Genomic DNA, 19,288 nt, shown 5'->3' with positions numbered 1-19,288 from the left:
TCAAACTCTTGGTTATGGATGCTACTCTTCAAAGCATATCGTATCTTCACAATCGAAAGCATGCTTATTGTTAAGTAGGCACAAAATTTTATGAAACTTAAATTGAAGAAGCATTTCCTTATAGATAACATCTTCTAAAATTTTGTCGACTGAATCATTAATGCAGAGTAGCTCGGTGAGAGTGGTTTTACGATGATGGTGATGATCACATTCGTGATGATGATTACAATCGTGGTGATGATTACAATCGTGTAGAGTTCCAAGTGCGTACTGAATTTTCTCCGCTTCTGCATTCACAATGTGGGCATGTGCGAGTTCTTCCATGGCGATGGAAGATAGTAGTAAGTTGATGGCTTGATGGGTGCTGACTTCAATGATCGGGGTAATATTAGGGATATTGGGTTGAGACAAAAAATCACCTCTATTCACTGCAAAAAAGTAATTGTCTTGATTCACTATATTCGTGAAGATATTTTTTCATTCTCTATTTGACTAATTTAATAAGAAGTTCGAATAAATATGATTTATAGTCATAAATTGGTAAGGAGTAGAGGGGTGATGATAAGATGAGTATGCCGGAGATTCCAGAACAGCCACATAGACCACAGTTCTCTGAAGTTATTATTGATCTATTAGAATCAATTGCACTGGAAGAAATAGCTCTTTCCCATCTTATTCATTCTGAAGCTAAGAAGATCAAGGCATTTATAGGTGGACAATTGGACTTTCCTACTAATCCTAATAACCAAGATATTGAAAATTTCAATCAACATATTCAGAAATTAGCCGATATTATGGTGATGAAGGATTGGTTATTGTATAGAAAACTGGAAGGCGTGATTCACCTAAGCTCCGGGCGAACACGAAAAGGACAAAAACAAGGACATCATCCAAAAAAAGATACATATGATTTTCATAATGATATATATGAGTTCGATGATTTAGAGAGTCCTGAAAATCATTTTCCTTTTGAGTTTTACGATGGGGAGTAATTCATATGGAGATGTCCGAGAAGAAAAGAAAAACAGAAGAGGAAGTAAAGAAGCTTAGTTGGATTGCTATGGGTCAATTAGAGAAAGCAACGATTTATTACTTGCTTATGTTTGTTCAATTTGTCGAAGCATTGGAGTCACGAAAAGTGGATATTTCCCCATATCGACCTGAATTATTATTTGTATTGGTAAATCAACTCAGGGTGTTGTTGCTCCGAAAAAAGGAGTGCTACTCGCTATATTGGAAAGATTTAGATAGAGAGATTTTATTTTCTAAAAAATTTTACAGCAATTATGAGAAATTAATAGTAGAAATACGAAAAAAAAATAGGCGATATCAAGGGCAGTATCCTTGGGATCGCATCTTGGATGAATTAAAAAGGTACAAGGAATATCAAATTTTGAAAAAGGAGCTAGAGGAAGATCAGTCTTTGTATCCACCTAGTTCCCTGATGAAAAAGTCGGGCCGTCCAAAGTCTACTCCGTTCCTAGAAAAACGCAAACCAACTCCGTTCCTAGAAAAGCGTAAACCAACTACCAAGAAGAAGTCTATAGAGAAAGGGAAGGCATCATCATGGACGAAATCTTCGGTAGCTGACAAACAGATCATTCAGCCAAAGTCCATTAAGAGTGCAGAGGGATCCTCATGGAAGAAGGTTGAAGAAGATCGGAAGCAGAGTATCCAGCAAAAGATGGTAGAGAATACGAAAATGCCGTCAGTATCATCATGGACGAAATTTGGTGAGGATGAGAAGCGAAACACACAGAGGATCGAGGATGAGAAACAGAAGAGTTTGATAGAGGATGAAAAGACTTCGATTAAAAATGAGAAAACTCCACTATGGAAAAAGTTCATAAAGGATAGAGGCTTTTCTAAGTCATTGGAACAAGAGGATAGACAGAAACGAGAACCTAGCAATCAAAAGGAACAGCCTAATCCGATATCGGAACAGAAACATAGGGAACAGGCTAAAATCGCTCATCCAACGGATCATCGTAAGAAAGAAATTAATTGGTCCAGGACTGGAATACGTATCGTTATAAATCATAAATCTTAGTGTAGGAAGGGAGTTGTTTGGCTATTATGCAAACTCTTGCTTTATGTATGATTGTAAAGGATGAAGAGAAGTGGATTGGACAGTGCTTAGAGAGTATTCATCGTGTAGTGGATGAAATGGTCATTGTGGATACGGGTTCCACTGATCAAACAGTTGAGATTTGCCAATCTTACGGTGCAACGGTTTTGTCATATTCTTGGAATGAAAATTTTGCGGACGCTCGTAACTACGGGCTTAAATATGCGAAAAGTGATTGGATATTGTGGCTTGACGCAGATGAAGAGGTGGATCAGAAAGATATTTTTAAATTAAAAGAAGCTTTAGATACAGATGAACACATATTACTGATTCAGCTTATCAATTACTTTGGAAGCTATCCTCCTGATCCAGATCAGGCGTTTCTATTAGCACATCATCGTTTATTCCGAAACCATATGGGATTCCGTTTTGAAAATGCGATTCATGAGAAATTAAATGTTTCCGAAGTGCTAGGGAATATCTACGAAGTAACCATTTTACCTGTACAAGTGCATCATTACGGATATACAGATCCGTTTGTAGAAAACAAGAACAAACTAGAACGAAATCTTCGGATGCTAGAGAAAGAAAAGCAGAAAGAGGGCTATAGTCCGTGGGTGGACTACCATATTGCGAGTGAATATTATCGGGCAGAAAAGTATACTGAGTCATTTGATTATGTAAATGAGTCTATCCGGGGATTTGTCAGGAAGAAACAGGTTCCACCTTCTCTGATTTATAAACTAAAGTACGCTGTTTTATTACTGGTAGGCAGTCATGAAGGAGCTTGGCCGGGGATTGAGAAAGTAATTGAGATATATCCTGATTATGTAGATTTGCATTTTTATAAGGGTGTTATTCTTTTCTTACGAGAGGAATATGAGGAAGCGATTCAGGTATTTAACCATTGCTTGGAGTTAGGAGAAGAGCACACGATCCATCTGGTCCTAAAGGGAGCGGGTAGTTTCCACCCTTATTACTACATTGGAAGGTGTCAAGAAAAAAGAGGAAATATAAGAGAAGCGATTGCAGCATATCGCATGGCCATTAAACAATCACATCATTACGAGCCTGCCATACAAGAGTTACAACGGCTGCTCTCACAGGAGAAAGTAGGAGTAGATCACTCAGTAGCTGTGGCGAGTAGTGAGATGGAAGGACGTGTTTCCGATTAAGGTTAGTATTATTATTTTGACATACAACCAAGTAGAGTTTACAAAACGGTGTGTGGAAAGTATTTATCGAAATACACCAAGAGATCAATTTGAGTTGATTTTTGTGGATAATGGATCTAGTGATGATACAGTAAAATATCTAACGAGTTTGTCCGATGTAAGCATTATCCTAAACGAGAAAAACGTCGGATTTGCCGGAGGTTGTAACCAAGGCGGAACGATTGCAAAAGGAGAGTATATTCTCTTTTTAAATAATGATGTGATTGTAACAAAAAATTGGCTTGAGCCCATGTTAGAACGACTAATAGCAGATCCAAAGATCGGTATGGTTGGACCTGTTAGTAATTATGTAAGTGGGGCACAAATTGTTCCGGCAAGCTATCACTCAGTAGATGAGCTGGATGATTTTGCAGAGAAATATTGTAAAGCGAATCAAGGGAAAACGAAGAGAGTGCTACGCCTAGTTGGGTTTTGTCTTTTAGCTAGAAAAACGATATTAGATGAAATCGGTTGGTTTGATGTGCAGTATGTATCCGGAAATTTTGAGGACGATGATTTGTGTTTGAAAGTCCTTCAAAAAGGATATCAGCTGTGGATTGCCTTTGATTCATTTGTCCACCATTTTGGGCACGCCACTTTTAATGGAAATCCAGATTTAAGTTTTCAACACTTATATCATGGAAACTATCAACGCTATATCGAAAAATGGAATATCCCCCCTGTTCAGCTTTACCCTCGTTACGAAATTGTCAAGATGATTCCGACCGTATCGAGAAGAATTTTAGATGTGGGTTGTTCGGTGGGGACCTTAGGTGCAGAGCTGTTAAATCGGCAAAACTGTGAAGTATATGGAATTGAAATATCTCCCATCGCCGCTAATATCGCAAATGCCTATTACCAGGATGTTCAAATCATGGATGTCGAAAATATGCAGGATAGTTATGCTCCTGATTTTTTTGATACAATCGTTTTTTCTAATATTTTGGAGTATTTAGTGGACCCATGGGGGATTGTCCAACGTTTTGCTACATATCTTAAGCCCGGTGGATCGATGATCATCTGTGTACCCAACATGGTACATGCAAATAATCAGCTCCACTACTTGCAAGGGAATGGAGTTAGTCACACCCACCTTCGATCGTTTACTCCGAGCACGATACAGTCATTATGTTCTCAGGAGCTATTTACAATTGAGAGGCAGGAATATACACACTCCCAAGTCGATGAGAATCTTTTGCAATTTTTAACAGAGTTAAAGAATCTCGGCGAACAACATGGTTATTCGTTTCCTGTGACAGAACATGCTAGTTGCCTTCAGATCCTCTTACAAGCAGTTAAGAAATAGGAAGATTAGACCGAAATGGAGGGAATCCAGTGGCTAAAATTAGCTTATGTATGATCGTTAAAAATGAGGAAAAAAATCTAGCAAATTGTTTGGCATCGGTTAAAGATGTAGTAGATGAAATTGTGATAGTGGATACAGGATCGACTGATCGAACAAAGGAGATTGCTAGGAAGTGGACCGATCGCGTATATGATTTTGAATGGATCGATGATTTTTCTGCTGCTAGAAATGAATCCTTTCGATATGCAACAAAAGATTATATTTTCTGGTTAGATGCAGATGATATCTTAGAGAGCACAGAAATAGAGAAGTTTAAACATCTAAAGAAATCTCTTTTAAAAGAGAAGATAGATGTCGTTTATATGAAGTATTTTCTTCCTTCTGACCAAGTAGAGTCACATACAACCCGAATCAGAATGGTAAAGAGAGATCTCTCTGCCCGTTGGGAAGGGATTGTTCATGAGGATATTAGGGTTCTGGGGAATTATCGATATACGTTATCAGATGTCATCGTAACCCACACCAAAGATCTAAACACACCAAGTGAGGACCGACGTCCTTCGCGTAGAAATTTAGAAATTTATGAACAAAATATTGCTAGAGGTCACAAATTAAGCATTGCTGATATGTTTAACTATGCTCGGGAATGCTCGATTCATAAGGATTATCCAAATGCGATTAAGTATTTTGAGTTGATTCGGGATCATCCAGAAATTTCATTGCCAAATAACATGTTTATCTATCACAAATTGGCTACTTGTTATGTACTAAACAATCAACCAGAGAAAGAACTGGAGCTTACTTTACAATCGCTTGCTATGGATATGCCATACCCTGCATTCAGTTGTAGAATGGGAGAGCATTTTATCAAGAAAGGGAAAATAGAAGTAGCTATTTTTTGGTATAAAACTGCCTATCTGCAACCTCTATCTGATTCTTATTCGTTCTCGGTTGCAGATGCTACTTATCATACATGGCTCCCTCATCAGCAACTTGCTGTCTGCTATGAGTCATTAGGAGAGAAGGATCAGGCAGACTTCCACAAACGTCAAGCAGAATATTATAAAAATAGGCTGGTTAGCAATACAAAAAAGGTGAACATATCCCCGCAAACTGTGGATAGTTGATTCGGGCAACGAAAGGCAGGTCCCATGGGACTCGCCTTTTTTACTCTGTTTCATATAAGAATCACTGACGGGAGTGTGGGGTTATGTCCCAATCAAATATACCAAATATCACGTCAACTATTGTGATTACACGAAAGAATGCAGTGACTCTTCTTCTCTCTTCGATCGCTTTAGAAGAGTTAGGATTAAGTCATATTCTGAACTCCGAGGGGGAGAAGATTCAGTATATATTAGGAAACTTGCCTGAAATTACGCCGGAGAAACCTGCTACAATTAGTGATTTGCTAGTGATGAATCGAAGTATTCTTGAGACACTTCGAGAAGTGATGAGGAAAGAATGGGCCTTACAAGGAAAATTAGATAGCATAGTAGAAAATGATGTCTCAGGAAATCCCACATGCATGCCTTGTCTCCAGAGGAGAATGGTAGAAAAGGCTTCAATATTCAAAAGGCTGACCAAGTCTGTGCGGATAGCAAGAGGAACTAGGATTTACAGCAGAAAAAAATGTATAACAGGGTATGAACAGCTAGCACCAAGGAAGGAGCCGATATTGAGAGGACGATCAGTAGGGCTTTCTCGATCTTACATGGGTCTGAATAACGTGCGGTAAGCAGGAAAGGTGGGGAGCTCCTGCCTTTTTTCGTTTGGGGCCCAAAGTTTACAGGACATGCATCCACGCATTTTGTCATATATAGAATAGATTAATAGGGACTAGAAGATTATTTTCCAGCTCAAATGGCATTGGCAAAAAACAAATGGAGAGGAAGTGTTACCATGTCTCAAGCGAACATACCAAACATTACTCCTACGATTACAGTTGCGCGCGAAGATGTGATTAATTTACTTCTATCTTCAATTGCGTTAGAAGAGCTGGGCCTCAGTCACATTCTCAATGCGGAGGGTGAGAAGCTCCAATATGTATTAGGTACTCTGCCGGGGGTTACAACACCCTTCACTCCTACTTTAGCTGAGTTGTTAGCTATTAACGATAGCGTTCGTCAAACGATTAAGGCATTACAGAAGAAAGAGTGGATTTTGCAGACCAAACTTGAGAATGTTCTGATGATGATGTAAGGTAAGTGGTAAGGATTGTAAAAGAAGAGGTGAACTGAGTGCCTCTTCTTTTTTATGTGTTCTGTGTGGAATTAGTCCGCCAGTTGGGCGGTCGTTATACCCGGAGGTTCATCACCCTCCTCTCCTCTATTCATATGGGCACACATCCAGCCCATAGTGAATAGAGTAGGGGAGAAGAGAAAAAGGGCTGGAGGTGTGATGAATGTCTCAGGCAAATATACCAAATATTTCTCCTGTGATTACAATCACGCGAGATGATGCGGTTAACTTACTACTTGCTTCCATCGCGTTAGAGGAGCTAGGGTTGAGTCATATTATCAACGCAGAGGGAGAGAAGATTCAGTATATATTAGGTACTCTGCCGGGAATTACGCCAGTACAGAAACCTACTATTAGCGATCTCTTAGCTTTAAATGCAAGTGTTCGCGAGACTATACGTGAATTGAGAAGAAAAGAATGGATCCTACAAGAAAAGCTAGAGAGCATTTTAAGTTTAGAGACTGGTCATTTTTAAACAAGGTAAAAGGGTGGCCTCTTTTTTTGCTAAAATGGTCGCCTTCACCTTTTACCCTTTTCTGGTTACAATAGGGTCAATCTAGTTTATTGAGAATGCTTTTAGAGAGGCCTCATTTTTTATTCAGAAGAGAGATCTAGGAGTGTAGTCTATGAATAACAAACAGATAGTTCATATTTTAAACCAATTAGCTGATTATCTGGATTTGGCAGGCGAGAATTCATTTAAAGTATCTGCATATCGAAAAGCAGGTCGTGCTGTAGAGGCGAGTCGTTTTGCGATTGCAGATCATTTAGACCGTTTATTAGAGTTGCCAGGAGTGGGAAAAGGGACAGCAGGAGTGATTCAGGAGATCGTTGAAACAGGTCAATCTTCTCAATTAGAGCGATTGCGAAACGAATTACCGCAAGGTCTTCCTGATCTGCTCTCGTTACAAGGAGTTGGTCCAAAAACGATCTATACATTATACAAGGAATTAGGGATTACAAGCCGAGAAGAATTATTGCAGGCTGCTGAGTTAGGCCGGATTCGCGGGCTTACTGGCTTTGGAGTGAAGAAGGAGCAAAAGATTTTAGAGGCAGTAAAAAAATTCGCACAGCGTTCTGAGCAAGTGTTACGGGTACATGCTCTTCAGGTAGCGAGGACGATTGAGCAAGAGATTACGAAACTTTCTTTCATTCAGAAGATGAGCGTGGCAGGAAGTTTGCGAAGGGGAAAAGAGACGGTAAAAGATCTTGATTTCGTTATCGCAACGACTCATCCGGATGAAGTAGCTGATCAGATTGTCCGACTTCCGTTTGTGCAAGAGGTCGTCAATCAGGGATCAACCAAGGTAAGTGTATCCGTGGATGTCGAAGGGATTCAGATGAGTGTTGATTTTCGTCTAGTTACAAAGGAACAGTATGCAAGTGCCCTTCACCATTTTACAGGATCTGCTGAGCATAATATCCGGATTCGGCAACGTGCCAAACAAATGGGATATAAAGTGAGTGAGTATGGCATCTTCCATGATGATTCTGACGAGATGATTACTTTTGCAGAGGAGAAAGATTTTTTTTCTCATTTACAATTAGCTTATGTGCCACCTGAGCTTCGGGAAGACTGTGGAGAGATGGAGGCAGCGGAGCAAGGTCAAGTACCGGCTCTGTTACAGCAAGAAGATTATCGGGGCGATCTTCATATGCACTCGCGTTATAGCGATGGAGCTCATAGTATACGTGAGATGGCCGAGGCGGCAAAGGAACGTGGATATGAATATATCGCGATCACCGATCATTCCCAGTCTCTGCAAGTGGCAAATGGCTTGACGATTACAGAGCTTCGCGAGCAGTGGGAAGAGATAGCACAGGTAAATAAAGAGGTAGAGGGAGTCACTGTTTTAAAAGGAACGGAGATGGATATTCTCCCGGATGGGCGGCTGGACTTTCCCGATGAAGTATTAGCGGAGCTTGATGTCGTCATTGCCTCTATCCATTCAGGTATGAAGCAGGATCGCGAAACCCTAACCAGACGATTGGTAGAAGCGATGGAAAATCCATATGTACATATTATCGGCCATCCGACAGGTAGAGTCTTATTTAAAAGAGAGGCCTATGATTTAGATTTTGATCATATCTTCCAGACTGCCAAAGATACAGGAACGATTCTCGAATGTAACTCAAATGGGCGTCGCTTGGACCTAAATGATGAATTGCTCAAAAAGGCAAAAGATGAGTACGGGCTTACCTTTACGATTAACACGGATGCTCACTCAGTACCGGAGCTTTCACGCGTAGAGTTAGGAGTCTCCACTGCAAAGCGCGCATGGCTTACGAAATCTGATGTGATTAATACGATGGGACTGGACGAGCTACAAGAATGGTTGCAGGAAAAAAGAAAGATGAATCGAAAGAAACGTTGAATAAATAGCTCATTTCTATGTTGCGTCATGGAAGTGAGCTATTCTGTGTTTTACGGGGTAGCCGAAATGGGTTGATTTTGACTATAATAGAGCGACGCCGTATACTCTTAATCTTATTAATTGAAAGAAAAATAATAAAAGGATGAGATCATCTTGCAATTTCGATATCAGATGGAGTTACTTGTGACGGCCCCTCTTGAAAAAATAAGGGAGTATTTGATGAATCCATTTCGACCTACTACACAGTTGTATACGTTGTTTTTTTATGATCATCAAAAAACAGGTGGTCGCGGCTTGTTTCTAAATCATGAATCTTTTTTTAGGGAGCGTGCCTATACCCAAATTATGAGAAATGAGCCTGATCATTTTATTCTTTATCGAAAGCAGGGAGCCAGTTATTATGAAGAGAATTTTCAACTAGTACAAAAAGGAGATCAAGTCCAGATCCAAGCGACTTTAGTCTGGAAAAAGGAATCTTGGTTTTCGCAATTAGCATGGATGATAGGTAGTTTTTGGTTAAGCCATCAGATGAGGAGTTACTTAGAGCGGATGGCGCTCCAAATGGAAGAATATGCAGTTAATGCGATGCAAGTACAAAAAAAATACGATTACCAAGTGTTACGCATGACGGAACCAGATCTTTCTAAGTTGTTTGCGATTCAAATGGTAGGGATTTCTCTTCATTGGCAAATGTTACTTGCTATTTTAGCGACTTGTTTTGGCGGGATATGGGCGTTGGACCATGATAACTATGGCTGGTTTTTTACTTTTTCTACCTTAGCAATGGTATTGGTGACCCGATATTTAGATCGATTATGGATTTATCGGTTGTTGGATTTGTATTGGCTACTACTTATTGGATTAACGATCAAATGGTTATTTTATTCATAGAGATCGTGTTCCGATCCAACTCGAAAACCATGTCTTTTTAATAATGCGCTGGTGACGCCATCTCCAGATACCTTTTTTCCTTGGAAATGTCCGTCGTAGATAAATGAACTTCCACAGGAGGGGCTATTTTCTTTTAAAATTACCATCGTGGCGCCAACTTTTTTAGCTAGTTGTAAGGTGTGATTTGCTCCGGAGATAAATTGTTCAGTGACATCTTCACCTAGCTTGGTTATGACTTTTGCTTTTCCGTCCAAAACATCTTCACCAGATCCTCCTACAATCTCTGCTGGGTCTCTTGGAGTAGATAATCCACCAGATACTTCTGGGCATACATAGATCGCTTTTTTGTCAGTTACTAATTTCTGTGCGATGTCGGCTAAACTTGCTTTGCCATCATATCGACAAGGAATTCCCGCTAAGCAAGCACTAATTAGAATCACCCGCTACACCTCTTTTTTCCATCATTTTCATGATACAGATAGAGTACATCATAAAACAAGACTTAGTCCATGGACCAAGCCTTGTTTATATCAAGATACCCTATGAGCCTACACGATCTTTGATGGTGGGCGAAAATAGATCGACAATCCCGATGATAAGTGCCGCCACGATTGCACTAAAGACGCCAATCTCAAAGCCGTTTACGATCATGGAGGTTATATATAGCACGACGACCGTACTAATAAACCCAACAATTCCTCTGCCATACGGCGAAATCCGCTCTCCAAACAACATTTCCATTAACCAACCGAGAAGAGCGATAAAAAGGGCAGCGATAATGGCGGTACCGAAGCCAGAAATTCTGAATCCTGGAACCAAAGCAGCAACAATCATTAAAACGATAACTGATACGATAAAACGGACGATATGACGAATCATGATCCATCCTCCTAATACATGATTGGCTTTAGTATGCACAGATAATGCTTTTTCAAACATAAGAAAATAAGGGATGAAGATGAGTTTGAATTTATTTGATTATGGGTAAGGAATGATGTTAAGTTGTCATGGGAATGAGCGGAAAAATGATATACTAAAGTTGTTTGCTTGAAGGGAGTGTACGATTTTGTCTGATTGGACACAGAAGACGTTAGAATTTATGGAAGTAAAAGAAATGATAAAATACTACTCTTCCTCTAATTTAGGGAAGTCGCTAATTGATGAAACAGAGCCTTCTGATGACTGGCAAGAGGTATCAGAGCGTCTACATATAACTTCTGAGGGAATCGAACTTCTTCGTTTGAAGGGTGATGTAACATTAGGTGGAATTCGTGATATTCGTTCTTGTGTCCGCCGAGCAGAGATTGGTGGATTATTAAACGAAGCTGAATTGCTTGATATTGGAAGTACGATCCATGCTGGTCGGAAGATTAAGGCTATGCTTAGGCAATTGGACGAAGAAATAGCACCATTGAGCCGTTTGCGCGGGTTAACGGAGCAGATTGAAAGCTTAGAGCATATTGATACGGAGATTGCTAATAGTATTGATGAACAAGGTTTTGTACGGGACTCTGCTAGTAGTGAGTTGCGACGTCTTAGACAGGCGATTGGCACGATTCGTTCTCGGATTCAATCAACTCTGCAAAATCTACTCCGGAATGCCAATACCCAGAAAATGTTACAGGAATCCATTATTACTCAGCGGTATGACCGATATGTGATCCCAGTAAAAGCAGAGTATCGTGGATCTTTTCATGGAATTGTACATGATCAATCTTCGTCTGGAGCTACTCTGTTTATAGAACCAGAAGCGGTTGTGCAGCTTAATAATCAGTTGCGAGAACAAGAGTTAGCGGAGCAGCGGGAAGTAGAAAAGATTTTGTATCAACTTACGCAGATGATCGCGGAATCGGTTGAACCTTTACGTATAAACTTAGATATTTTAGCTCAGTTGGACTTTACCGTAGCAAAAGCACAGTTTGCACGCGCAGTGAAAGCAGTGGTGCCGAAGTTATCTCCAGATCGAACGCTTGTCTTGAAAAAAGCACGTCATCCGCTTATTGCAAAAGATACAGTAGTGCCCATTGATGTTGAGATGGGACAAGTTCATCAAGCGGTTATCATTACAGGACCGAATACAGGTGGGAAAACGGTCAGCTTAAAGACGATCGGACTCTTTGCCTTGATGACTCAATCAGGTTTTCCGATTTTAGCAGAAGAAGAGAGCCAGATGCCCGTATATAGTGGTGTATTCGCTGATATTGGGGATGAACAGAGCATTGAACAGAGTTTGAGTACCTTTTCTTCTCATATGACGAATATCATCCGGATCTTAGGGAAGATCGATCACGAAAGCTTGGTCTTATTCGATGAGCTCGGTGCAGGTACAGATCCAACAGAAGGGGCTGCGCTTGCCATCTCGATCTTAGAGCACTGTATTGGATTGGGAGCGGCTGTGGTGGCTACTACCCATTATAGCGAGCTGAAATTATTTGCTCATACGCACCCCCGCACGGTAAATGCAAGTGTAGAGTTTGATGTAGAAACGCTTCGACCTACCTATCGCCTGCTAATAGGAGTACCAGGGAAAAGTAATGCTTTTGCGATCTCCAAGCGTTTAGGGCTCCCAAATTACCTAATTGAAGAAGCTAAATCGCATATTTCCAGTGATGACAATCGCTTGGAGGAGATGATTACGACTCTTACATCAGAGCGAAAAGCCGCAGAAGATGCACGAAAGGATGCTGACCGGTTACGAGCTGAGGCAGAAGAAATTCATCAGGGCCTTGAAGCAAAATTACAGGCATGGGAAGAGGAAAAAGCGCAGATTCGTGAGAAGGCTCGATTAGAAGCAAGACAAATCATTAGTCATGCGGAGCGCGAAGCAGATGAAGTATTGAAGAAACTTCGTGAATGGGCTAAGGCTCGTCCACAGGAACTGAAAGAGCATGAACTGATTGAAACACGCAAACGTTTAGGCGCCGCAGTACCCGATTTAGTGCTACACCACAGTACAACAACGAAGAAGTCAGACGAGAAGTTAGCGGTAGGGGATGAAGTATTTGTTGCTAGCTTGGGACAAAAAGGCGCAATCGTAGAAGTATTGAGCGACAAGGAATTTCAAGTGCAGATTGGCGCTTTGAAAATGAAATTGAAACGGGATCAGCTAGAGAAGAGAGAAAGTAAGCAACAATCTCAACCCAAATCCACTTCGTCTATCAGTCGCAAGGCAGATGTACGCCCGGAGCTTGATTTACGAGGGCATCTTGTAGAAGAAGCCATTATGGAGATTGATCGGTATCTTGATCACGCAATCTTAGCCGGTTATAAGCAGGTTCATCTCATCCATGGGAAGGGAACCGGAGCCCTCCGTACAGGCGTTCAACAATTCCTCCGTTCCCATCGTAACGTTAAGTCGTTTCGACTTGGGAGTATGGGTGAAGGCGGCTCAGGTGTAACGGTTGTCGAGATTCAGTAAAGGAGCGAACGAACTCGATGGAACATCTTCCGAAGATCTTGATTCCCATTGCACTAGCTTTTCTGGCGGTAGGAATTTATTGGTTTATTAAATATGCATAACAAAGAGAAGACACCTTCCGTTCTAAAACGAGAGGGTGTCTTTATGTGTGGGGACTAATATACACGTAACAGGTTATGTAGTTTCTGTTTTACTGTATCCCATTCACGATCCAAAATACGGCATTTCGGATTCGTCCATTTGGTAACTGCCGATCATTACGGAGAGTTCCTTCTCTGACCCCACCAATCCGTTCAATTTTACGGTTTGATACAATTCTTTTGAGTGTTGTTCTTGCATGAGCTACAGGGAGATCGTATTTGCATCAAGTTGTATACTCATTCTGCCACTCCTTTTTATAAATAAATACCGATTAGGATAAGCTAATTATGATTCGTTTAAAAATAAAAGTATATCAAAATAAAAACAAAAACATTATCCTTTACAACTCAAATAGATGGGAGTATGATAAGCGAATTAGCAAATGAAATAACAGCAACTAGTCGCTTAATCCTTCATATAGAAGGAGCGGGGGAACCAAATTTGGGGTGAATCCTTAGTATTGTCTAAGGTAGGGTTACTCTCATAATCCGAATCCGTCAGCTAACCTCGTAAGCGCACATGGGAGGAATAGGAAAACATGCTTTATAAGTTGAAACGACTTTTAATTGGTAAACCTTTGCAGTCAAATGAACTACATGATCAAAAGCTTACCAATTTAAAAGCATTAGCAATTCTCTCTTCAGATGCACTTTCTTCCGTGGCTTACGGTCCTGAGCAGATCTTACTTGTCCTTGCCACGATTAGTGTACTTGCTTTCTGGTATTCGATTCCCATTGCTGTGGGAGTTCTGATCTTATTAGCTGTGCTGATTTTGTCGTACAGGCAGATTATTTATGCATATCCAAATGGCGGCGGAGCATACATGGTGGCAAAAGAAAACCTCGGTACCAATTATGGTTTGATAGCCGGAGGTTCTTTGCTCGTTGACTATATTTTAACCGTTTCGGTTAGTGTTTCAGCAGGGACAGATGCTATTACCTCAGCAATCCCTGTATTACATCCATATACCGTACAGATCGCTATTTTATTAGTAGCACTCATTACACTATTAAATTTACGGGGACTAACTGAGTCAGCTACCATCTTGGCCTATCCCGTTTATTTATTTGTTCTTGCGCTTGTGATTGTTATTATCGCAGGAATCTATCAAATCCTGACAGGACATGCTACAACAACTGCACACACCGCTATTGGCACACCTGTAATGGGGATTAGTTTCTTCTTACTGCTAAAGGCATTTTCATCTGGATGCTCGGCCTTAACCGGAGTAGAGGCGATCTCTAATGCGATTCCAAACTTTAAAGAACCCGCCCCGAGAAATGCAGCCTTTACTTTAACGTGTATGGGCATTATTCTGGCTGTGCTTTTCTCCGGTATTGTCTTTTTAGCATATTGGTATGGAATTGCCCCTTCTGGGAAAGAGACAGTTATGTCGCAGTTAAGCGCGTCTGTTTTTGGAAGAGACATTATGTATTACTTCGTCCAATCTACGACTGCATTGATCTTAGTATTAGCGGCAAACACTGGCTTCTCAGCATTCCCACTTCTTGCCTACAACTTGGCTAAAGATAAGTATATGCCTAGAGCCTTTACTGCTAGAGGGGATCGTTTGGGTTACTCCAACGGGATTATTACCTTAGGGATGGCATCGATTCTCCTGATTATCCTATTTAAGGGGCAGACAGAAAGTTTAATTCCACTTTATGCAGTGGGTGTGTTTATTCCGTTTGCTTTATCACAAACCGGCATGATTTTTAAATGGCTTCGAACGAAACCAAAAGGTTGGGGTTGGAGGTTCTCAGTTAATTTACTAGGAGCACTGATCTGCTATCTCATCCTAGCTATTTTCTTTGTTACAAAATTTGGTCAGGTATGGCTTTCTCTCATCTTTGTCCCGGTTGTGGTATTTATTTTCCATCAGATCCACCGGCATTATGTGGCTGTAGCAGAGCAACTACGGATTGATGAATCTGTAAAGATAATGAACTTGGCCAAAACAGGTAATCTGGTGATTATCCCTGTATCAGGGATTACGACAGTGGTGGAAAAATCGTTGCTTTATGCAAAGTCTATATCCAAAGATGCAATAGCGGTTTATATCGGATATAGCCATGAGAGTATCGAGAAGATAAAGCGCGATTGGGAAGCATGGGGAACTGGAGTACAACTTATTACGGTATATTCTCCCTATCGCGGTGTTATCAAACCACTAGGTGATTTCTTAGAGGCGATGAGAGAAAAAGCGGATCAAAGTGGTTCAGCGATGACAGTTATCGTGCCGCAGTTTGTGACGAAGAAATGGTGGCACCGTCTGCTTCATAACCAATCAGGTCTACTCATTATTGCGTACTTGCTCAAAGTGAAAAATGTGCATATCACTATTGTGCCATATCAACTGAAAAAGTAATGGCGGTTTGAAAGGCAAACAAGTGGGAAAGAATAAGGTAGTTCATTCACATTAAAGGAGGCTTTCCTATGTTGGTAACAACAACTAACACCCTAGAAGGATATCAAATTACAGATTATGTAGGAGTTGTAAGTGGTGAAACCATTTTAGGGGCAAACGTGGTTCGTGACTTTATGGCCTCGCTTACGGATTTTTTTGGAGGGCGAAGCGGTACTTATGAAGGGAAGCTAGCTGAGGCAAGGGAAATCGCTATACAAGAAATGCAAGAGCAAGCGCGTCGTAAGGGTGCAGATGCCGTTATAGGCGTGGACTTGGATTTTGAAACGATTGGTGGTATGTTGATGTGTATTGCAACAGGTACTGCTGTGAGAATCAATAAATAGATGGGTTTGATGCATTTCATGGAAATGACTTGAGTATAGTTGGTACTCAGGTCATTTTTCTATTAGTTTGAGTCATTCAACCTTTCGTCACAATATGATTGTGTATTATAGGGAAATAGGGTACATTCGTATTATTACGATTGAGGTGAAAAAAGTGTTTAAAATTGGCTACCGTACGATTAAAAGTGCGGTTGGTGCAGGTGTTGCGATTGCGATCGCACAATTTTTACAGCTTGACTTCTACGCAGGTGCTGGAATCATTACGATCCTCTGTATCAAACAGACTCGAAAGAGTTCGTATGAAACAGCGTGGGAACGTTTCTTGACAAGCGTAATTGGCTTGATGATTAGTTGGTTGATGTTTGAGAATTTCGGATATCATCCATGGACGATTACTCTTTTATTATTGATCACATTTCCAATCATGGTAGGGCTCAAGGCAAAAGAAGGGATTCCTGCTGCCTCAGTCATCATTTCTCATTTATACACTTTGCAACATATTGATTGGCATGTCATGGTCAATGAATTAGGGATTATTGTGATTGGGATTTTGGTTGCATTTATAGTGAATAGTTACATGCCTAGCTCTGAAAAGAAACTGCTTGAATCTCAACGTAAGATTGAACAAAATTTTAAGCGGATTTTTCGAGAGATGGCTATTTATCTACGATATGGTGAAAGTAATTGGGATGGCAAAGAACTGATGGAAACGGCAGAATGGATCAAAGAAGCGAAAGAAATGGCATTGCATAACATTGAGAACCATAGTGCAGAAGAAGAAAAAGCTATGCATCGATACTTCCAAATGAGGGAGAAGCAATTTGAGATCATGGAACGAATTATGCCAACCGTATCCATGTTGAATCATACATGTGATCAAAGTCAACAGATTGCTATCTTTTTGGAAGAATTAGCGGATGCCATCCATCCTGGAAATACAGCCGATATCTATTTAGAGCGACTAGAACAGATGAAACGAGAGTTTCGTGAGCAACCTCTCCCAGTAGATCGTATCGAATTCGAAACGAGGGCTTGTTTATATTTCTTTGTAGGAGAAATGAAACGTTATCTTATTATCAAAAAAGCATTGACCCAAAAGAAATCAACTCCTGATTCATCTAACAATTCATCGACTAAGAAGATGGACCCATCACCTAACTAAAGAGAGAGAATAGAGGAGAAAAAGATGACTGATCGTTTTTTACAGGAAGAAAATAACCACCTACAAAAATTATCCTCTGCGATGACAGAAGCTATCTGGATGGTAAATACAACGGGTTCCCAAGATTGGCAGGACAAAGAAATACAAGCGGAGTCACAGTATCGTCTATACTGTTCGGACCCCAAACGATTTGCTGTACTGAAGGAAAAGATGGCTTTGACTCCAGAGGGTTCGATTGAGCGACGTCAATACGAACGTCTATATCAATCGGCACTAGAAAATCAGCTTCCGGCTGAGACCTTAGAAGAGATGGTTACATTATCCTCTAAGTTAAGCAATATTTTTAACACATTTCGCGCTACAGTGGATGGAGAGAAATGGACAGAGAACCAAGTGCGTCAAATCCTTCTTACTAGTACAGATGTAGCTTTACGCGAGAAGGTATGGCAGGCTAGCAAGGCGATCGGGCAGGAGGTATCCCCTGGATTGTTGGAGCTAGTTCGTGTACGTAATCAAGCAGCACAAAGTTTAGGATTCGAAGATTTCCACCAGATGTCATTTGAATTACAAGAATTGGATCGTGATGAGGTTTTCACGATTTTTGATGATCTAAAGAAGTTAACAGATGGCCCGTTCCAAGCGATGAAGAATGAGATGGATGATGAGTTGCGTAGCCAATATGGATTACCTTCGGATGCCTGCCTGCAACCATGGCATTATAAAGATCCTTTTTTTCAAGAAGCGCCTGTGGTACCAGGTGTAGATGTTAGCCCGTTCTTAAAAGGAAGGAATATTGAAAAGTTAACGGTTGATACATTTTCATCAATGGGGATGGAGATTCGTGACATGCTAGCTAAGAGCGATCTCTACGAACGTGAAGGGAAAAATCAACATGCTTTCTGTCTGGACATGGATCGAGAAGGGGACGTGCGGGTGTTATGCAATATTCGTGATAACCAGTACTGGATGGAAACGATGCTCCATGAATACGGCCATGCGGTATATGATAAATATATTGATCGGAAAATCCCGTTTCTTTTACGTACACCCGCCCACATTTTCACAACGGAAGCTGTAGCGATGTTCTTCGGTCGACTTGTAAAGAACCGGGAATGGTTGTCGCAAATTGCACAAGTAGATGGGGGCGAGGTTGATAAAATCTTACTTGGTTTAGAGAAAATGCAGCAACGTCAGATGTTGATTACAGCACGCTGGGTTATCACCTTCGTCCGTTTTGAACGTGAGCTTTATCACAATCCAGACCAAGACCTTAGCAAATTATGGTGGGAGATTGTAAAAGAAGTTCAATTTGTGGAACCACCTAACCGTGTAGATGAGCCGCATTGGGCCTCTAAAATTCACTTTACAATTGCACCAGCATATTATCAAAACTATCTATTAGGAGAACTAACTGCTTCCCAATTCGATCAATATATCAAGCAACATGTAAGCTCTACTTACTTTAATCAAGAGGTCGGTAAATGGTTCTTGAAAGAGGTCTTTTTCCCTGGTGATCGGGACGGATGGTCTAAATTAATTGAAAATGCGACTGGTGAATCGTTGAATCCAGCGCATTTTGTTACCCAATTTGTGAACGAGTAAGGTCATTAAAGATTTAAAGTAGGAAACGAAAGGTATTCTAATAGAGGGAATGCCTTTCTTCTTTATTTCACTGAACCACTTGTTTGATGAAAAGAATATCTTTATCAGAAAAGGACGTA

The 19,288-nt window shown here is 40.7% G+C and carries 18 protein-coding genes and 1 riboswitch; of the genes, 15 read left to right on the top strand and 3 right to left on the bottom strand.

Annotated features, from left to right (window positions below; translation table 11 throughout):
• Positions 1-21: 21 nt before the first annotated feature.
• On the bottom strand, positions 22-411 hold the full coding sequence (locus BLU58_RS12705; protein WP_093292641.1) for an alpha-helical endospore appendage domain-containing protein: 390 nt from the start codon (positions 409-411) through the stop codon (positions 22-24).
• A 155-nt stretch (positions 412-566) separates the two neighbouring features.
• On the opposite strand from BLU58_RS12705, the gene BLU58_RS16520 reads away from it, so the two are divergent.
• The 10 genes from BLU58_RS16520 (at position 567) to BLU58_RS12655 (ending at position 10,095) form a co-directional block, all read left to right on the top strand.
• Complete coding sequence (locus tag BLU58_RS16520; protein WP_176786663.1) at positions 567-992, top strand: alpha-helical endospore appendage domain-containing protein; 426 nt, start codon at positions 567-569, stop codon at positions 990-992.
• A 5-nt stretch (positions 993-997) separates the two neighbouring features.
• Entirely contained in the window at positions 998-2,050 is a 1,053-nt protein-coding gene (locus BLU58_RS12695; RefSeq protein WP_093292639.1) for a hypothetical protein, read from the top strand.
• Between the two features lie 26 nt (positions 2,051-2,076).
• Entirely contained in the window at positions 2,077-3,243 is a 1,167-nt protein-coding gene (locus BLU58_RS12690) for a glycosyltransferase family 2 protein (RefSeq protein WP_255404713.1), read from the top strand.
• Positions 3,239-4,588, top strand: coding sequence for a glycosyltransferase (locus BLU58_RS12685; RefSeq protein WP_369813783.1), 1,350 nt, complete (start codon positions 3,239-3,241; stop codon positions 4,586-4,588). The genes BLU58_RS12690 and BLU58_RS12685 overlap by 5 nt, the downstream gene beginning before the upstream one ends.
• Positions 4,589-4,617: 29 nt before the next feature.
• Positions 4,618-5,715: a glycosyltransferase family 2 protein gene (locus BLU58_RS12680; protein WP_255404710.1), complete on the top strand. Its 1,098-nt coding sequence runs from the start codon at positions 4,618-4,620 to the stop codon at positions 5,713-5,715.
• An 83-nt stretch (positions 5,716-5,798) separates the two neighbouring features.
• Entirely contained in the window at positions 5,799-6,326 is a 528-nt protein-coding gene (locus tag BLU58_RS16515; protein WP_176786662.1) for an alpha-helical endospore appendage domain-containing protein, read from the top strand.
• A gap of 164 nt (positions 6,327-6,490) precedes the next feature.
• Positions 6,491-6,790, top strand: coding sequence for an alpha-helical endospore appendage domain-containing protein (locus BLU58_RS12670; protein ID WP_093292635.1), 300 nt, complete (start codon positions 6,491-6,493; stop codon positions 6,788-6,790).
• A gap of 202 nt (positions 6,791-6,992) precedes the next feature.
• Entirely contained in the window at positions 6,993-7,304 is a 312-nt protein-coding gene (locus BLU58_RS12665) for an alpha-helical endospore appendage domain-containing protein (RefSeq protein WP_093292633.1), read from the top strand.
• Between the two features lie 151 nt (positions 7,305-7,455).
• The gene (polX, locus tag BLU58_RS12660; protein WP_093292631.1) at positions 7,456-9,204 is read left to right on the top strand and encodes a DNA polymerase/3'-5' exonuclease PolX; all 1,749 of its coding nucleotides are present in this window, start codon (positions 7,456-7,458) and stop codon (positions 9,202-9,204) included.
• A gap of 153 nt (positions 9,205-9,357) precedes the next feature.
• Positions 9,358-10,095, top strand: coding sequence for a hypothetical protein (locus BLU58_RS12655; RefSeq protein WP_093292629.1), 738 nt, complete (start codon positions 9,358-9,360; stop codon positions 10,093-10,095).
• Here BLU58_RS12655 and BLU58_RS12650 read toward each other — a convergent pair.
• A complete protein-coding gene (locus BLU58_RS12650; RefSeq protein WP_093292627.1) occupies positions 10,086-10,535 on the bottom strand; it encodes a 2-thiouracil desulfurase family protein in 450 nt (149 codons plus the stop codon). The genes BLU58_RS12655 and BLU58_RS12650 overlap by 10 nt on opposite strands.
• Before the next feature lie 100 nt (positions 10,536-10,635).
• Positions 10,636-10,974 carry a phage holin family protein gene (locus tag BLU58_RS12645; RefSeq protein ID WP_093292625.1) on the bottom strand — a complete coding sequence of 113 codons (339 nt, stop codon included), beginning with the start codon at positions 10,972-10,974 and terminating at the stop codon, positions 10,636-10,638.
• A gap of 187 nt (positions 10,975-11,161) precedes the next feature.
• Here BLU58_RS12645 and BLU58_RS12640 point away from each other — a divergent pair, with 187 nt between their 5' ends.
• From BLU58_RS12640 to BLU58_RS12620, 5 genes are all read left to right on the top strand, one after another.
• Entirely contained in the window at positions 11,162-13,513 is a 2,352-nt protein-coding gene (locus BLU58_RS12640) for an endonuclease MutS2 (RefSeq protein WP_255404709.1), read from the top strand.
• 533 nt (positions 13,514-14,046) lie between these two features.
• Positions 14,047-14,185, top strand: a riboswitch (cyclic di-AMP (ydaO/yuaA leader).
• 7 nt (positions 14,186-14,192) lie between these two features.
• Positions 14,193-16,022: an APC family permease gene (locus BLU58_RS12635; protein WP_093292623.1), complete on the top strand. Its 1,830-nt coding sequence runs from the start codon at positions 14,193-14,195 to the stop codon at positions 16,020-16,022.
• A gap of 68 nt (positions 16,023-16,090) precedes the next feature.
• Positions 16,091-16,405: a YbjQ family protein gene (locus tag BLU58_RS12630; protein WP_093292621.1), complete on the top strand. Its 315-nt coding sequence runs from the start codon at positions 16,091-16,093 to the stop codon at positions 16,403-16,405.
• Positions 16,406-16,559: 154 nt separating this feature from the next.
• Positions 16,560-17,567: an aromatic acid exporter family protein gene (locus tag BLU58_RS12625; RefSeq protein WP_093292619.1), complete on the top strand. Its 1,008-nt coding sequence runs from the start codon at positions 16,560-16,562 to the stop codon at positions 17,565-17,567.
• A gap of 24 nt (positions 17,568-17,591) precedes the next feature.
• Positions 17,592-19,169: a M2 family metallopeptidase gene (locus BLU58_RS12620; protein WP_093292617.1), complete on the top strand. Its 1,578-nt coding sequence runs from the start codon at positions 17,592-17,594 to the stop codon at positions 19,167-19,169.
• Positions 19,170-19,288: the final 119 nt, after the last annotated feature.

The sequence above is a fragment of the Thermoactinomyces sp. DSM 45892 genome (assembly GCF_900107305.1).
GTDB lineage: Bacteria > Bacillota > Bacilli > Thermoactinomycetales > Thermoactinomycetaceae > Baia.
Note: the sequence above shows the minus strand (reverse complement) of the source record. Positions and strands in the feature narration are given on the sequence as shown.

What these genes read in the sequence shown, in the direction of transcription:
- BLU58_RS16520 (WP_176786663.1), top strand. Translation starts at nt 567, where the DNA reads ATGAGTATGCCGGAGATTCCAGAACAGCCACATAGACCACAGTTCTCT.
- BLU58_RS12695 (WP_093292639.1), top strand. Translation starts at nt 998, where the DNA reads ATGGAGATGTCCGAGAAGAAAAGAAAAACAGAAGAGGAAGTAAAGAAG.
- BLU58_RS12690 (WP_255404713.1), top strand. Translation starts at nt 2,077, where the DNA reads ATGCAAACTCTTGCTTTATGTATGATTGTAAAGGATGAAGAGAAGTGG.
- BLU58_RS16515 (WP_176786662.1), top strand. Translation starts at nt 5,799, where the DNA reads ATGTCCCAATCAAATATACCAAATATCACGTCAACTATTGTGATTACA.
- BLU58_RS12670 (WP_093292635.1), top strand. Translation starts at nt 6,491, where the DNA reads ATGTCTCAAGCGAACATACCAAACATTACTCCTACGATTACAGTTGCG.
- BLU58_RS12665 (WP_093292633.1), top strand. Translation starts at nt 6,993, where the DNA reads ATGTCTCAGGCAAATATACCAAATATTTCTCCTGTGATTACAATCACG.
- polX (WP_093292631.1), top strand. Translation starts at nt 7,456, where the DNA reads ATGAATAACAAACAGATAGTTCATATTTTAAACCAATTAGCTGATTAT.
- BLU58_RS12645 (WP_093292625.1), bottom strand. Translation starts at nt 10,974, where the DNA reads ATGATTCGTCATATCGTCCGTTTTATCGTATCAGTTATCGTTTTAATG.
- BLU58_RS12635 (WP_093292623.1), top strand. Translation starts at nt 14,193, where the DNA reads ATGCTTTATAAGTTGAAACGACTTTTAATTGGTAAACCTTTGCAGTCA.
- BLU58_RS12630 (WP_093292621.1), top strand. Translation starts at nt 16,091, where the DNA reads ATGTTGGTAACAACAACTAACACCCTAGAAGGATATCAAATTACAGAT.
- BLU58_RS12620 (WP_093292617.1), top strand. Translation starts at nt 17,592, where the DNA reads ATGACTGATCGTTTTTTACAGGAAGAAAATAACCACCTACAAAAATTA.